This window comes from Tunturiibacter gelidiferens (assembly GCF_051013345.1).
Classification (GTDB): Bacteria; Acidobacteriota; Terriglobia; order Terriglobales; family Acidobacteriaceae; genus Edaphobacter; species Edaphobacter gelidiferens_A.
In genome coordinates, this window is record NZ_CP132939.1 from 6,032,198 (window position 1) to 6,046,699 (window position 14,502).

The 14,502-nt window shown below is 56.9% G+C and carries 13 protein-coding genes and 1 pseudogene; 7 read left to right on the plus strand and 7 right to left on the minus strand.

Going from position 1 to position 14,502, the window contains the following annotated elements:
- Entirely contained in the window at positions 1-1,134 is a 1,134-nt protein-coding gene (locus tag RBB80_RS30475) for a hypothetical protein (protein ID WP_433965871.1), read from the plus strand.
- 340 nt (positions 1,135-1,474) lie between these two features.
- Complete coding sequence (locus tag RBB80_RS30480; RefSeq protein ID WP_433965872.1) at positions 1,475-2,719, plus strand: MFS transporter; 1,245 nt, start codon at positions 1,475-1,477, stop codon at positions 2,717-2,719.
- Positions 2,720-3,089: 370 nt separating this feature from the next.
- On the opposite strand, the gene RBB80_RS30485 is transcribed toward RBB80_RS30480, so the two are convergent.
- Entirely contained in the window at positions 3,090-4,196 is a 1,107-nt protein-coding gene (locus tag RBB80_RS30485; protein ID WP_433965873.1) for an FAD-dependent monooxygenase, read from the minus strand.
- Positions 4,197-4,207: 11 nt separating this feature from the next.
- Positions 4,208-4,903 (minus strand): DsbA family oxidoreductase, encoded by a 696-nt coding sequence (locus tag RBB80_RS30490; RefSeq protein ID WP_433965874.1) that lies wholly within the window; start codon positions 4,901-4,903, stop codon positions 4,208-4,210.
- A 201-nt stretch (positions 4,904-5,104) separates the two neighbouring features.
- On the opposite strand from RBB80_RS30490, the pseudogene RBB80_RS30495 reads away from it, so the two are divergent.
- Positions 5,105-5,364, plus strand: a pseudogene (locus RBB80_RS30495) (winged helix-turn-helix transcriptional regulator).
- Between the two features lie 262 nt (positions 5,365-5,626).
- Here RBB80_RS30495 and RBB80_RS30500 read toward each other — a convergent pair.
- On the minus strand, positions 5,627-7,888 hold the full coding sequence (locus tag RBB80_RS30500; RefSeq protein ID WP_433965875.1) for a winged helix-turn-helix domain-containing protein: 2,262 nt from the start codon (positions 7,886-7,888) through the stop codon (positions 5,627-5,629).
- A 611-nt stretch (positions 7,889-8,499) separates the two neighbouring features.
- Between RBB80_RS30500 and RBB80_RS30505 the strand changes: the two genes are divergently transcribed.
- A complete protein-coding gene (locus RBB80_RS30505; RefSeq protein WP_433965876.1) occupies positions 8,500-8,874 on the plus strand; it encodes a hypothetical protein in 375 nt (124 codons plus the stop codon).
- Between the two features lie 552 nt (positions 8,875-9,426).
- On the opposite strand, the gene RBB80_RS30510 is transcribed toward RBB80_RS30505, so the two are convergent.
- Together RBB80_RS30510 and RBB80_RS30515 are read right to left on the minus strand one after the other, a co-directional pair.
- Entirely contained in the window at positions 9,427-10,302 is an 876-nt protein-coding gene (locus RBB80_RS30510; RefSeq protein ID WP_433965877.1) for a hypothetical protein, read from the minus strand.
- Positions 10,299-10,508 (minus strand): hypothetical protein, encoded by a 210-nt coding sequence (locus tag RBB80_RS30515; RefSeq protein ID WP_433965878.1) that lies wholly within the window; start codon positions 10,506-10,508, stop codon positions 10,299-10,301. Before RBB80_RS30515 ends, RBB80_RS30510 begins: the two co-directional genes overlap by 4 nt.
- A gap of 645 nt (positions 10,509-11,153) precedes the next feature.
- Between RBB80_RS30515 and RBB80_RS30520 the strand changes: the two genes are divergently transcribed.
- Positions 11,154-11,450 (plus strand): hypothetical protein, encoded by a 297-nt coding sequence (locus RBB80_RS30520; RefSeq protein ID WP_433965879.1) that lies wholly within the window; start codon positions 11,154-11,156, stop codon positions 11,448-11,450.
- A 47-nt stretch (positions 11,451-11,497) separates the two neighbouring features.
- Here RBB80_RS30520 and RBB80_RS30525 read toward each other — a convergent pair whose 3' ends face one another.
- Positions 11,498-11,755: an integrase core domain-containing protein gene (locus tag RBB80_RS30525; RefSeq protein ID WP_433965880.1), complete on the minus strand. Its 258-nt coding sequence runs from the start codon at positions 11,753-11,755 to the stop codon at positions 11,498-11,500.
- On the opposite strand from RBB80_RS30525, the gene RBB80_RS30530 reads away from it, so the two are divergent.
- A complete protein-coding gene (locus tag RBB80_RS30530; RefSeq protein WP_433965881.1) occupies positions 11,707-12,141 on the plus strand; it encodes a YgjP-like metallopeptidase domain-containing protein in 435 nt (144 codons plus the stop codon). The genes RBB80_RS30525 and RBB80_RS30530 overlap by 49 nt on opposite strands.
- Positions 12,142-12,549: 408 nt before the next feature.
- Here the strand turns inward: RBB80_RS30530 and RBB80_RS30535 are convergent, their stop codons facing one another.
- Complete coding sequence (locus RBB80_RS30535; protein WP_433964127.1) at positions 12,550-13,509, minus strand: IS5 family transposase; 960 nt, start codon at positions 13,507-13,509, stop codon at positions 12,550-12,552.
- A 158-nt stretch (positions 13,510-13,667) separates the two neighbouring features.
- On the opposite strand from RBB80_RS30535, the gene RBB80_RS30540 reads away from it, so the two are divergent.
- The gene (locus tag RBB80_RS30540) at positions 13,668-14,492 is read left to right on the plus strand and encodes an alpha/beta fold hydrolase (RefSeq protein WP_433965882.1); all 825 of its coding nucleotides are present in this window, start codon (positions 13,668-13,670) and stop codon (positions 14,490-14,492) included.
- Positions 14,493-14,502 lie beyond the last annotated feature (10 nt).

Sequence of the window (14,502 nt, forward strand, 5' to 3'; positions counted from 1 at the left end):
GTGAGTCTCAACACCTTCCCAAGTGGAACGCTCAAGACCCCGTACTACTATCAGTACAACCTTGGCATCGAGCAGCAGATCGGGACACGCGGCAATCTGCGTGCAGATTTCGTTGGCACCCGCGGACTGCATGAGCCTTTCCAGGTGCAACTCAACGGCTATCAAACGGTCTGCGATGGATGCTTCGCGCCCTTTCCTTACCAGCAACCGCTCGACCAGCGCTCCGGCAATGTGAACGAGTTCCGCACCGATGCCAACAGCAGCTATGCAGGCTTGCAGACCGTCTATACCCAGCAGTGGGGCGGCCTGACTCTGCGCGGCAATTACACGCTCAGCCATTGTCTCGATGAGGTGTCGAATGGCGGTTTGCTTGCGTTCTCCACACAGGGCCTCTTGTCCCCTCTGCCTGGAGAGCTGCGTCGGCAGTACGCAAATTGTGACTATGATGTGCGACACAATGTCTCGGCTTTTGGCCTTTACCAGGTGCCGTTCCATTCCAGCCGCGCTGTTTTGCGGCAGATCTTCGGAGGCTGGTCCTTCTCCGAGACTGCCTTCCTGCACTCCGGGCTACCGTTCAGCGTACTAAGCCAGCCTTACATCGCAAATGGTAACGGCGTCTTCCAGGCAAATGGAGCGAGCACAGTCCAGTTCAACGCGCCTGCTTACGCCAACCGGTTGCCCGGCGTATCCGTATACAGCAAAAATGCGGTCACAGGCGTGACCGTGGCAGGCACGAAACAATGGCTCAATCCCAATGCGTTCGTCTCTGTAGTCGATCCCGCAACCGGAGCGTGCACTGGAGGAGACTCGCCAGTGAACTGTCAGTTCGGCGACTCGGGACGCAACTCCGTTCGCGGGCCGCACTACACAAGCTCGGACATCTACATCACCAAGACGTTCCCCATTCGAGAGGGCATAACGTTCCGCCTGGACGCACAGATGTTCAATGCTTTCAACCATCCCAACTTCGCACTGCCCAGCCAGGCCGAAGCCGGCGTGCCTGGCGGTTCAATCCCGGCTCGGTTCGGAACTCTTCAAAGCACCATCTCCCCGCCCACAGGCTTACTTGGTGTAGGTCTTGGTGGCGATAGCTCACCGCGGATGATCGCATTTCAAGGACGGATCGAATTCTAAAAACAGCCCGACATGGTCGGGTTCGTTTAATCCTCTCCTTTATGAGCGTCACTGGGAGAAATGACAGTCAACGAGCGCACGATCGCCGATTACTCAGTGAACACTTCAGATGTGCCGAATAGCCTAAACCTCCCGGATGAAGGGCAACCCGCACTTTACCCGTCGTTGGCCGTTCGGGCGCGTGACGGAAGGTTTGCCGACAAACCGCCAACAAATATAGATGCAAGGTAGAATTTGGGAAATGGATGAATCGACGCATTCACACGCTTAACCGCGTGCGCTAGGAACGGGCACAAATCGAGATAAGATTGCAAAATCCGGCCGGGAGTGCGGATTAGCGATGAACGACCTTGCCAACGGGGGACACCAGAATGAACTTTCCACGGAACGAAGATGGCCGGCTCCGTGGGCATTTGGCGTGCTCATCCTCCCGTTGGGAATGTTCATCGGCTTCATCTGGACGGCTCTGCCGTTTCTACTGAGCAAGTCCGGCGTCAGCGTTGAACAGATTTCGCGAATGGCGGCGATTCTGCAGATTCCACCAATGTTGATGTTCCTCTGGACACCCGTCGTCGACGTCAGGTTGCGCCGCCGTACCTGGCTGGTGCTGGCAGCACTGAGCGCCGCTGCTCTCGTCTTCATCGCATGCCCGCTTATAGGCGCTTCCAATTTCAACGTGCTAGTTGTGCTTCTCTTCCTTAGCGGCGCTGTGCTCGCTTTGGTCTATGCCAGTTGCGGCGGATTAATGGCGACAACCCTTTCGGCCACGGGCCAAGGAAAGGCGGCGGCCTGGAATCAGGCAGGAAACTTCGGCGGCGGCGTACTCGGGGCAGCCCTGGTGTTGTGGCTGGCTCAACGAGTCTCCCTGCCCTCGATAGGAATTGCCATGGCAGCCCTGATGCTGCTGCCCGCGCTACTTGCCTTAACCATCTCCGAACCGCCGCCCATCTCGTCGTACTGGTTTCGCGGCCGGTTTGCGGAGATGGGTCGGGAAGCGCGGGCCGTGCTCCGGTCGCCGCGCAGGCGGTGGAGTATTTTGCTGATGATTTCGCCTGCTTGCACCTGCGCCGCGCAACCTTTGCTTCCCGCTCTTGCCTCCCGCTATGGAGTAGACGCCCAGGGCGTACTCTGGAATAACGGCGTTGCGGGCGGAATACTGCTCGCTGCCGGTTCCTTGTTAGGTCTCCTCGTCCCAGGCGATTGGGACCGCCGTCTCACCTACGTGGGCGCGGGGCTAACCAACGCAGTGGGCGCGATGGTTCTGCTCGCTCCCAGCCGCCCGTCCTCCTATTTCGCGGGGAGTTTGATCTACCTCCTGACCGCCGGCTTCTGTCAGGCCCGGGCTGTAGCGCTCACGCTGGATGTGGTAGGGAACGACATCGGTGATGCAAGCACCTGGTTCAGCGCCCTCACCGCCCTTAGTGTGATGGCAGTCGTGTCCATGATCTGGCTGGAAGGCCAGATGTACCACTATTTCGGCGCACACGGCCTGCTTTGGACGGACGCCGCCGGAAATCTCCTTGTCTTTGCGATTGTAGTTACGGCTCTCCTGGTCCATTCTCCATCACATCGATTATCGCAATAAGGTATGAAAACCCGCCTGAAGGAATTGCCGGTCCATCGGCAGAAAGGTGCAGTCTATCGCGGGGATTCTCGTTCAGGAGTTATGACGGGCTTGTCCTGCAGAAGCCCGCAGTCACAAGCCTAGTTCAGGGCTTCGCGAGGTCTGATCCTCAAAAAGCGAAATCAAGTGCCGCAGTTCCGAGCGGATCACGGGCAACCCGCACCTTACCCGTCGTTGGCCGTTCGGGCGTGTAACGGAAGGGTTGCCGACAATCCAGAAGTGAATGACGAGATGTTCATTTGTCAGCACTAATCTGTCCAAGTCCAGACACACTTGGAGCGTGGGGCGAAAGCAGGTGCCGTTGGATCGATCTCCCGTTTCTTTTGATTGTTTAGCGCCCTTGCGACCTACCGAGACCTTGCCCATAGCTCATCAGTCGCTGGCCTCGATTCAACTCCGACCGCTGCCAATGATCGAGCGATTCGGATAATTCCTGCTTTCCGGCCAGTTCTCCCACAAGCGCGAAGGCGTTCGCAATGCCCTTCGAGGTGCTTGCCGCCGTGTGTGGCCGGATCACGAAAGAAGCATCTCCCATCAGGATCGTGCGGTTGAAGACCAACTGCGGACAGGCCAAGTCCATGATTGCCTGCACAAACGGCTCCTTCGTCGCCCTTAGCAATTCCTTGAAGGCAGGCGGCAATACCCGCTCCGCGATCTTGCGCTGCCTACTTTCCTGCTCAGGATGGAGTGCCCCGGGCGGAATCGCGTAGGCTCGGCGAACGCCATTCGCGTCCGTAAGCACCGAATCGAGCCCGGCTTCAGTCAGGTTCCAGTACCACACCCAGTTCAGACGGCGTTGTCCAACGCCCGTATCTCCCGTTTCGCTGGGGATCAGATAACAGAGGATATGGCTCTCTGCCATCCTGAAAAAGGTGAAGTTGTCCTCGAAGACTTTGAGGACATCAGGCGAAAGGTCACTCTCTTGGACCACGCCCCGCCAAGCGACGTAGCCCGCATACTCCGGTTGAACTTCCGGCAAGAGTAGACCTCGGATGCTCGACCGGAAGCCATCGGCGGCGACAAGAAGATCGGCTTTGCTTTCCATGCCACCCTTGAAATGTGAGGTGACGGAGGAGCCATCTTGCCGCATACTGTCGAACTCATTTCCCAGGTGATAGTGCTCAGCCGGGAAGCTCCGCTCAAACCATGAGTAGAGGAGGCCCCAGGATGTCATCAACTGCGGCATCCTGTCAGACGAGGCAGCCGATCCGCTTGCATCAAGATACTTACGATAGTTGAGCGCGACGCCGACATCGCCCTTGGCTCCGCAGAGCTGAAGTAGTTCTAACGTCTCCTGTTGCAGAACGATCCCGGCTCCGCGATCGGAAAGGCTTTGCGGGCTCCGCTCGAAGATATTGACCTCCCATCCGATCTTCCGAAGCAGGATTCCTGCAGCCAAACCGGTAAGCGAGCCTCCAACAACCGTCGCTCGTTTCATCGTGCTCTCCATCAGACCGTGCAGACGCCGTTCTCACATTGACCACCCTGAATCTTCTGAATTGCTGACGCTAGCAGCTCTTCATGTTGTGCACCGCTCGCAAGAACTCGTCCACTAAAAGAGATCTGAGGAACTCCCTGGACGCCGGCGGAGACTTGGCGCTCGGCAGCCTTGACCTCGGCCACCAACTCCGAGCTGTCGAAGTCTTCCACGCGCGAGATCGCCGAGACGCCGAACTCGCGAGCAATGCTTAGCAGCACCGCCGGATCGCCCACGTCCTCACCATTGACGAAGTAGGCTTGGAACAACCGCTCCGCGACTTTGCCCTGCATCTCCAAACCCTGTTTCAGGGCCGCCGCAAGCAGGACATGACCGCGAAAAGTGTTCGGTGTCCGCTTCATTCGGTCGTGACGGAAGGTGATTCCAACCTCCGCGCCGGCAGCCGCGACTTGTGCATCGAGCCGCCGTGATTGCTCCCAACTGCCGAACTTCGCCGAGCGGTACACTCGCCGGTCGAGGCCATCGACTGGCATATCGGCATTCAGCTCGAAGGGAAGCCAATGCATCTCGACCTTTTCCCCAAGGATCGCCGCCGCTTTCTCTACCCGCCGCTTCGCCACAAAGCACCATGGACAGATCAAATCGGACACCATATCAACCACCAACGAATTTGTCTGCTGTGTACCTGTCTCCAAGACATCATTCATAAAGGGCGCTCCCGCGCATCTTCATTTACTCTAGAGACTAAGTAACCAGCAAACAAGTAGTCACTAAAAGGTGACTGTCGAAGGACTATGAAAACAAAGACCCGATCAGAAGTCGCAGAACCGCTTTACGATCCGCAGTACCCAGCCAGACAGGTGTTGCAGATCATCGCCGATACCTGGACCCCAATCGTCCTGTTTTGCATGAGAGGCCGCACGCGTCGTTTCAACGAGCTGCAGCGTTCGATCCCAGACATCTCCAAAAAGATGCTCACTCAGACGCTGCGGAAGTTGGAGAAACGCGGACTGCTCAACCGACTGGTTCATCCAGTTGTCCCCCTCATGTTGACTACAGCCTCACGCCAGCCGGCAACAAGTTCGCCGAAGCCGTCGCATTGCTCTGCGAATGGGCCGTGCAGAATAAGGCTTTGCTCAAGCAGGTTGCCGCCAGAGGCACTCACTGAGTAGTCGATCTAGCACCAACTGTGAATAGAGGACCGGCAACTTCCGGATGGCCGACCAACCACCCAGGACAGAGAGAACCCCCAAAATTCCGGCTCAATGAGCGCATCGCCCTGTTATCGCTTATCGAGATTCTGTCTATACAAATGCACCTGGCTTCGTTTGGGATCTCGGATCACGATCCGGCCTTGTCCAGAGTTTTCCTGGAACTCTCCGGCGGCCTGGGCGCGTTAGCGTGAGGCCGTCGTGAAGGAAACAGGACCCTCAGGGGAACGAGATTCGATACAAATTTCGGTGCACCGTGGTATTCACGTATGCGAAATGCGAGAGGTCCGAGCCAGGCACAAGCCCGGCGCGGTTGACTGATCGCGAGCCTGGCACGACGCTCGGGTCTGCGAACGGCCTGATTCCTCTCGGCGGAAATCTCGGCAAGCTTTCTCCCGGGCCAACCGGGATCGCCAGACTTCGTCCGGTGCTCGTGCGCGACGGCGCTTCGACGGAGATGAAAAGGAACTTTCCGTTCGACGACCATGTTGGAGTGCAAGGGCCATCGCACATGATCCGCGGAGGTCCACCGTCGATTGGAATCGCCATGGGTCTTACGCTTGTGCCATCTGGAAGGGGAGCAACTGCCATAACCCATCGCCGGCCGGGCGAGATGCCTTGGACAACACTAATCGGGTATGGGACGGCTCTCGAACGCCCAGAACCGTCCTGGTTCATCTGCCCCATGTAGTTGACGTTCCCCTCCGTGAATTGAAACAAGATTTGCCCCCGCGGGCCAAAATGCGGCGACGTGTCGCCCGAATGACCGATTCGTTTGGCCGGGGAGCTTCTGTCGATAGGAGCTAGCCACAATTGGGATTTTCCGGCGGACGCCGCGGTGGCATAGACTGCTTGTTTACCATCCGGCGATACATCGTAGGCAAGCATAGAAACGCCGGGGAACACCGCTTCACTTTTGCCAGACTCAACTATCAGGCGCCAAAGCTCCGGGCCCGAGCCCGCCGGTTGATGCCGCCGCAGAAGGTAGTAAAGGGTCTTGCCGTCCGCGCTAAAGGAGGGAGGTGAAAGGCCACCGGTAGGCGTCGGCAAGGTGCTAATGTCCTCGACTATTTCTCCTTCCGAAGACAAAGATCGATCTCCATCGGTGTCATGAATCCAGATGGCGCTTTCATGAACTCCCATTGAGGTGATGACAGACCGGCCATCCTGCTCCACAGCCACTCCTTCCTCCTCGGTGGGGCCAAAAGTGACTTGCTCCGGCTGCCCGTTCGGAAAACGCTGGCGCCACAGATGACTCTGCCCTTCGACCGCCGCGGTGAAATACATCCATGAACCATCGGAAGACCAGCCTGCGGATTTGCACGCGCCCGTCGGCCCTATGGATCGAGTCTCAGAGCGGCCGTCGAGAGAGATGAGCCGACAAGAGACCCACGCCCCTGTTTCGTCCATCTCGGCCACCAAAGCCGATCTGCGATCGGGAGAAGCGAAGGAATAATGCGCCATCGCCCGTTCCGGTAACGGAAAATATAGTTCGCGGAAGTTCCCGCGCGTAATCGTTCCGGTAACGATCCCCATATGCAGACCCGAGCGGATTTCGGAGAAGAGCAATTGGCGTTCGTCCAGCCAGGTAAGCCCAGCCGCGTTGCGCAGGAAAAGATGGGAGTCGCCTCCCAGTACCGAGACAGTGTAGGTTGCAAAAGTGGGAACTTCCAGCACGGTGTAGGCGATCTGGGACCCATCCGGGGAGAAGGCCAAATTGTATTTCGGCCGCGGGTCGTCAGTCAGGCGCTTGGCTTCGCCGTTGGGGAGCACTTTCACGTAGATTTGATCGGCCGTAAGGAAACCGCTGCTGCCGCGAATGAACGCAAGCATGCGACCGTCCCTCGACAAGGCGGGAGCCGTCGCGGAATCCGTGAAATCGGTGAGCTGCGTGAACTTTAGCCCAGCCTGATGGGCTCTTCTGCTTCCGGAGTAGAAAAAGTAGACCCCGGCGGCGACGGTGGTAACCAAGACGACTGCGGCAATTAGCAACGGATACTTCCAGATTGATTTGCGCGGCGGACCGGATAGGAGTGTATCCAGCGACGCGTCCGGAAATTTGTCTGGGGTGCCATTTGGCACTAAGTCCGTCTGCTCAACCACGATCTGCGTGAGGGAGCGGGTGTCTATGATCAGGTCCTCGCCGTCCAGCACAACTTCGCGCACTTGCGCAGCGAAACGATACCCGCGTCCAGGAAGCGTCACGATGTATCGCTCGTCTCCGGGGGCGACACCCAGCGCCTTGCGAATCCTGAAGATGTTCTGGCTCAGGTTCGCTTCCTCGACGAAGGAATCCGGCCATACCGCCTTCATCAGTTCGTCCTTGGAGACGACCTCCCGGCTGTGGCGAACAAGGATGAGCAGCGTTTCGAAGGCCTTAGGGGTGATCGCGACGGGTTGATTTTCGCGCAGTAGGACCTGTCTATCGGGGTCGACCTGAAAGGGGCCGAATTCGTAGAGTACTTTGAGTCCGGTTGCCATGCCTCGACCGATCTTGAACGCCGTTTCGGGCTGGATGTAGGCATCGGCGGCGTTCTCAACCTATATGTACCGAGTGCATCTTCGATTTGGCAGCGATTCTACCACTCATGGGTGAGAACTGAATGGGCCACGCGCTGGCTGGAGCGTCTCGTAAACCCTTCGCTTTCACTCAGAACAAAGGATGAAAGATTTTGTAAGAAGTATTACAGCGCTCTCTAAAGACTTGTAATCCGGATTGCGCGCAGGATGCGGCCAGTCGTAACTCAAAAACGATCGACGCATGGGAGTGCCGTTGCCGTGAAGACAACAAGAATCACTGTCGAGACTGAGACCCTCATGATCATTCGACGGGCAAAGGTAGCTTTGGCCTTATGTCCAGAGTGCCGTACCGAAGTTGAGGTCATCACGCTCGACAGCGACAGCCTGGCCGACCCGTTTACGGCGGAACAGATCCGGGAATGGATTAAGACAGGGAGGCTTCACTTTTGGCAGACGGTCGATGGACCAGCCCAGATTTGCGTCGCATCGCTTTTGCATTGCCTCGAGTTGGAAGACGTTCGGATTGGTTGCCCTTCCAATGAGAGCCCACTGGATGCCTCAAGGAGGCGGTTATGAAACGCAGCATTGCACCGACGAGACTCTTCATTGCTTTCGCCATCGTGTTCGTTCTGGGCATCGCGCCCAGGGCTCAGGCTGGTGAGAATAAAGTTTGCTCAAACGCTACCCTGCGCGGCAGCTTTGGATACACCGCCACAGGCACTCTTCTCCCTACCGCTGTCCCGGCCGCACTCGCCGGTCCTTTTGGTGAGATCGGTAGGCAAACCTTCGACGGGAATGGGCATACAACCGCAACCGCGACAATAAACGCAAACGGAAACATCGTAAATGTAACCATTGAAGGCACGTATACGGTGAATCCGGACTGTACAGGCTCCATGACACGCAACGTGTCTCCTTGGGTGTTACAGCACACGATGACCTTGTGATTGACGACGACGGGTTAGAGCTTCGGACCATCGCTACAGACCCAGGGGAGATTGAGACCTATATTTACAGGAAGCAATTCCTGGAAGGTCGCTGGTAACACTAGAAGACCTGACCGATGTGGGAAGCTTAGGGTTTCCAGAGCATGCTCGCGAAACCCTGAGTGTCCTTCTCGATGAGTGGTAAATCGCCAACTCACTCACCGAGCCGTGCGGACACGAGACTTTGCAGATTTCTGAGTTCTGGGCGAATTACGGGCAACCCGCACCTTACCCGTCGTTGGCCGTTCGGGCGCGTAACGGAAGGTTTGCCGACGACCCGGAAGTGAATGACCAAACAGAGTGACCGGTCATCGCATGTTCATAGGTTCGCTGGGAACTTGGAGAGGTCGGCTATTCAGAACAGCAGACTTCGATTGCTCGAGGCCAATTCGATCATTCACGGCATTATGAATCCGCAGCTTGCACCCTAGGTAACGCTCCGTTGTCTGAACTGACATATGGCCAAGCAGATAACGCGGTTTGTTAGTTGATTCAACCCAGCTCGTTTTTGTTTCATGAGAGCCATCCGAGATCCAAAAGGTCGGCGATAGGTTCAGTAAACGAACAGGAGCCGAAGCCGATAGCGACGTTCTCTCGCGCTTCTCTGATTTGTTCCGCGGATAGTTCCTGATCACGCCATGCAAGAGCGTGCCTGCTCCAGCGAAAGGCCGTAGGATCGTGTTCATTTAACACCGCTAAAACCTTCTCTTCTGTTGCTCCGTAATAGGCGATGATTGCCGCGACGAAGACATTGATGAAACCGTTCATCAGAGCGGATGCGCTCCCCGGTTCATACGTGAGCTGTTGAACGGAACGCAAAGGATGATGCAGTCCAGCCGTTGCCTTGAAGGGAACCTTTGCTTCGGCGCAGGCCGCGAGAAATTCCGCGACCTGCTCGACGCTGGGGATGGCATCGGCAGTAACTCCTCCGGTGCGAATCTTTGCGCGGGCGTTACCTTCCTTCAGTGCAGGAATCATTTGCCTGCAATTCTTCAGGGGAAATTCGACGTAGAGAGTTGTCTTTGGGGGTGTGGCTGAGAGCAGCTTATGCACCTCAGCCAGATTTGCAGCCTTGGACTCGAGGACGTCAACAACTGCGACCCTCTTATCGAGCCCAGATATCAGGCGAGCATCTTGCTGCGCATTGCCCGTGCTGAGTGCGCCCAGGAGCCATGGTGTCAGCTGCTCGTCGCTGCCAACCTCCATCAATGCCGCGCTGAATTCTGTCAGCCTCGCAACTGGGACGATCAAGCGTCCCAGAGCCCATGCATATTTACCAGAGCGGTAACTGGCATAGTTCCGGGTCGACGTTAGCATATCGAGGCCTGCGGGAGGAAAGAGCCCCGCGTAATCTATCAATCTGTTCAGGAATGGTTCAATTGCAGTCATTTGCTTTTTCTCTTCTTTACCTTCGTCGTCGGCATTCCGAATTCACCCTTCCATATGCGATGCCAGTCTACCTCCTGAAATGTCGGGTCATTTGGCAACTTGCCGAAGGCCCGGCCAATCTCATGCAACGACTCGCCCGCCTTCCAAAGGCGCCAGATGTCAATACTCTGCGCCGCAGAAAGCCCGTACCGTCTGCCTTGTCTCATAATCACCACCTTCACATCAGATGGTGTTGCATCGACCGGTTGAGACCGCCCGGGTTATCGGCAACTTCGATGGTTCAGGCGATTCCGGGTCCACAGGACGCGGTCGGAGTCAGGCGCTGGAGAGTAAGGTGCGGTTTGCCGATGACACAGGAGCTTGGTGAAGAGAACGGCGTTTAGCAGGGTTCGAACGTCATGTCCACAGCTGGCTCGAAGGCCTGAAGCTTCAAAAGCAGGGAGTTGATCGCTTCGCGTTTTGTGAAGCAGATTCCGACCTTCAGCCCTGGGATAAGGCAGGAGAAGCGAAGGAGCCGCTGGTGAGGCTTTATGATCAGGCGACGATTTGGGTGTACGCAGATTTTCTGATGCAAAGACCTTCGATGCCGGAAAATTGGCCGAGGGGACTTGAGAGGGTGCTGCCATCGCAAACGAGCGAGGGAGACGTGCCAAGAACCGGTGACGCCGTCGTATCCAGTCGCACCGGATTCGCGAACTGATACCAGAACTGTGCCGACGTGGCAGTCGGCGCTTGTGCGGGAGACATCAGATGGGATCCCAGGGTCGGGCTATGTGTAACCTAGCAACAGCTTATTAGGTTGCTTCGCCCCGGACAGATTGCCGACGCTAACCCAGCGCTGATACCCTCGAATGAGTTCAGCTAAGGAGACCGACGACGTGTTTACGTTGCTAGCAAAGGTCGCGGAGATTCTGTCCACATATTTTACGAGATTCCTTAACAAAAGGATGGTAGGAACCGACACCGCCGTTGCGGAAGAACTAGCGCGTTGCGTAACGGCCCTACAGGAAGTATGCGTGCGAGGCGAGGCGATCCTGCGGCTCACAGATGATTTCGTTGCTGGTTCCGTCGACGAGCAGCGAGTGGTGGCCTATGAGAAGCTGCTCGAACAACAGATCCAAGAGATCGAGGCGTTGCGGGGAGGTTGAAGGGCCTAATTTTCCTGTACCAAGGTCAGAGTTAGTCTTCGACCTGTTTAGGTTCCAGCCAGATCGCGGCTAGCCGCGATCTGGCTGGCGAACTCGCTCGGCGTCCTGTCATCGAGAGATGCGTGAGGACGACTCTCATTATATTCCTGCCGCCATGCTTCGATCAGGTGTCTTGCCTCCTTCAAATCGAGGAACCAGTGGATATTCAGACATTCACTTCGCAGGGTTCCGTCGGTATCTGGGACGTCAGTATCGCTTGAAGATTGTCTCTTGCAAGGAACGGCGAGTCCACCTGAGTCGTCCATTCGTTATGGTCTACCTTCCCGATCCCAAGAATGCGGGCGCGGTTGAGTCCCTGATCAGACAGTGGTACCAGGAAAGAGCTAAGGCGGTGTTTGGTAGCCGTCTAGACACCATATACGACGAGACAAAAGGACAATTACCATCTAAACCGACTCTTCGCGTTCAACGCATGATACGTCGGTGGGGAAGCTGTGCCAATCAGAATCTCATCGTCCTGAATACGTCTTTAGTTCAGGCTCCCATCCGGTGCATCGACTATGTGATCGTGCATGAGATATGTCACCTGAGCTTCCACGACCATAGTAGAAAGTTTTGGAGGCTCCTGACACGATCGATTCCGGACTGGGAACTTGCGAAGAAACATTTGGAGTCAACTTCCATCCTTTAAAAGAAATCATCGACTCATCGGAAGGCAGAAAGCGGATCTCGACAGGCTACGGTTCTTCCCGGATGTCACAAACGCGCGGAACTCGACGCTCAAATGCAATGCCAGTGAACAGGATCACCGGGCGTGTGTTGGAACTCCGGGAGATCGGTTTGGTATTGGACGCCGGACGGCGAAGGTGCAAAGTGACAGGCGGCAATTCACACGCCCTGAATGAGCCCTGTTAGCGCACCATTCAGGGGTTGCTTCCTGAATGCCCGTGACTCGGGACTTAGGGAACCTCTGCGTAGGCGTCTGACTTTCTGGGGTCAGGGAGTGGGCATGGAAGATGCGCGGGTTTTGGTTGGTTTGATGCTGTTGGAGGGCTAATTGGAACGCGCATCCGCCCGTTTTCCGGGGCTTCCAGGCGCACTACTGCCCAAGGACTGCCAGACGTTTGCGGTGCAGGTACAGGTTCACCAGCGCGAAGTTCGCGCACAGGCGGTGATGGTTCTTCGCGATGCCTCTGTATCTCACTTTGTCGAAGCCGAAGATGCGCTTCAGGATCCGGAACGGATGTTCTACCTTGGCCCGCACCCTCGACTTACTCCGGTTCTTCTTTTTCTGTAACTCGTCGACATAGTTTTTGAACTTCGTCCGCTTGCAGGTCATGTCCTGTGCCTTCGGAGCGGCCTCTTGGATGGCGTCGGTCTGGCCCTGATAGCCGCCGTCGCCCCACACCTTACGCTCTTGGCCGTGCAGCAGTTCCGGTAACATGTGGCAGTCCGCCACGCTGGCTGCGCTCGTCGCCACAGAGTGGACGATGCCCTCCCTCGCGTCCACGCCGATATGCGCCTTCAGGCCGAAGTACCACTGGTTGCCCTTCCTGGTCTGGTGCATCGCCGGGTCGCGCTCGCCACTCGCGTTCTGGGTCGACGAAGGCGCATGCAGGATGGTCGCATCGACAATCGTGCCCGTCGCGATCCGGATGCCCCTGGCATCCAGATGCACGTTCACCGCATCCAGCATCAACCCGCCCAGCTCGTGCCTCTCCAGCAGATGACGGAACCGCAGGATGGTCGTCTCATCCGGCGCAGGCGCAATCCCAAGGTCCACGCCAACGAACCGCCGCAGCGCCGCAGACTCGTACAACGCCTCTTCCACCCCAGGGTCCGACAGATTGAACCACTGCTGCACAAAGTAAGTCCGCAGCATGATCGCCAACCCTACCGGCTGCCGTCCCTTGCCCGCCTTCGCATAGTGCGGTCGTACCAGGGCTTCCAGCGCAGACCATGGAACCACCTGCTCCATCTCGTCCAGAAACAACTCCCGCCGACTCTTCCGCCCGTACTTCTCAAACACACCCTGACTCGACAGACTCTGCTGCTTCATCGCAATCTCCTCGCAGCTATCAGATTAATCAATCAGGCAAGCGATGCAGAACTTGTGCAGACTCTCCTTAGAGTGTGCTTTGGAAACGGCAGCCATAAGGACGCGAATTGTGATCTAATTGGCGGGCGTTAACTGCCAATTGTCAAAGGAGAGTCCGTATGCCCACCATCACAACCAAAGACGGCGTTGAGATCTTTTACAAGGACTGGGGTTCGGGGCAGCCGATTGTGTTCAGCCATGGATGGCCGCTTTCGGCCGATGACTGGGACAACCAGATGCTGTTCTTTCTGGATAAAGGCTATCGCGTGATAGCGCATGACCGGCGTGGGCATGGGCGCTCGTCGCAGGTGGCGGACGGGCACGATATGGATCATTATGCGGATGATCTGGCCGCGCTTACGGCGCATCTCGGATTGAAGGACGCGATCCATGTGGGGCACTCGACGGGCGGCGGTGAGGTAGTGCACTATCTGGCTCGTCGTGGGCAACAAGATGTGTACAAGGCTGCGATTATCAGCGCGGTACCGCCGCTGATGGTGAAGACGGCGGCCAATCCGGAGGGACTACCAAAGTCCGCGTTCGATGACCTGCAGGCGCAGCTTGCGGCTAATCGGTCGAAGTTCTATCGCGACGTGCCGGAGGGGCCTTTCTATGGATATAACCGCCCGGGGGCGAAGTCCTCGGAGGCGGTGATTGCGAACTGGTGGCGGCAGGGGATGATAGGCGGGGCCAAGGCGCATTATGACGGGATTGTGGCCTTCTCGCAGACCGACTTCACTGAGGACCTGAAGAAGATCACAATTCCGGTGCTGGTGATGCATAGCGAGGACGACCAGATTGTTCCGTATGTTGCGGCGGGGCCGAAGTCGGCAAAGCTGCTGAAGAATGGGACGCTGATTACATACAAGGATTTTCCGCATGGGATGCCTACTACGCATGCGGAGAAGATCAATGCGGACCTGCTGGCATTCCTCAAGAGCTGAAGATATAGCT

Coding starts and splice junctions, on each gene's coding strand:
- RBB80_RS30480 (WP_433965872.1), top strand. CDS start 1,475: ATGAACGACCTTGCCAACGGGGGACACCAGAATGAACTTTCCACGGAA.
- RBB80_RS30485 (WP_433965873.1), bottom strand. CDS start 4,196: ATGAAACGAGCGACGGTTGTTGGAGGCTCGCTTACCGGTTTGGCTGCA.
- RBB80_RS30490 (WP_433965874.1), bottom strand. CDS start 4,903: ATGAATGATGTCTTGGAGACAGGTACACAGCAGACAAATTCGTTGGTG.
- RBB80_RS30500 (WP_433965875.1), bottom strand. CDS start 7,888: ATGGCAACCGGACTCAAAGTACTCTACGAATTCGGCCCCTTTCAGGTC.
- RBB80_RS30505 (WP_433965876.1), top strand. CDS start 8,500: ATGAAACGCAGCATTGCACCGACGAGACTCTTCATTGCTTTCGCCATC.
- RBB80_RS30510 (WP_433965877.1), bottom strand. CDS start 10,302: ATGACTGCAATTGAACCATTCCTGAACAGATTGATAGATTACGCGGGG.
- RBB80_RS30515 (WP_433965878.1), bottom strand. CDS start 10,508: ATGAGACAAGGCAGACGGTACGGGCTTTCTGCGGCGCAGAGTATTGAC.
- RBB80_RS30520 (WP_433965879.1), top strand. CDS start 11,154: ATGAGTTCAGCTAAGGAGACCGACGACGTGTTTACGTTGCTAGCAAAG.
- RBB80_RS30525 (WP_433965880.1), bottom strand. CDS start 11,755: ATGGACGACTCAGGTGGACTCGCCGTTCCTTGCAAGAGACAATCTTCA.
- RBB80_RS30535 (WP_433964127.1), bottom strand. CDS start 13,509: ATGAAGCAGCAGAGTCTGTCGAGTCAGGGTGTGTTTGAGAAGTACGGG.
- RBB80_RS30540 (WP_433965882.1), top strand. CDS start 13,668: ATGCCCACCATCACAACCAAAGACGGCGTTGAGATCTTTTACAAGGAC.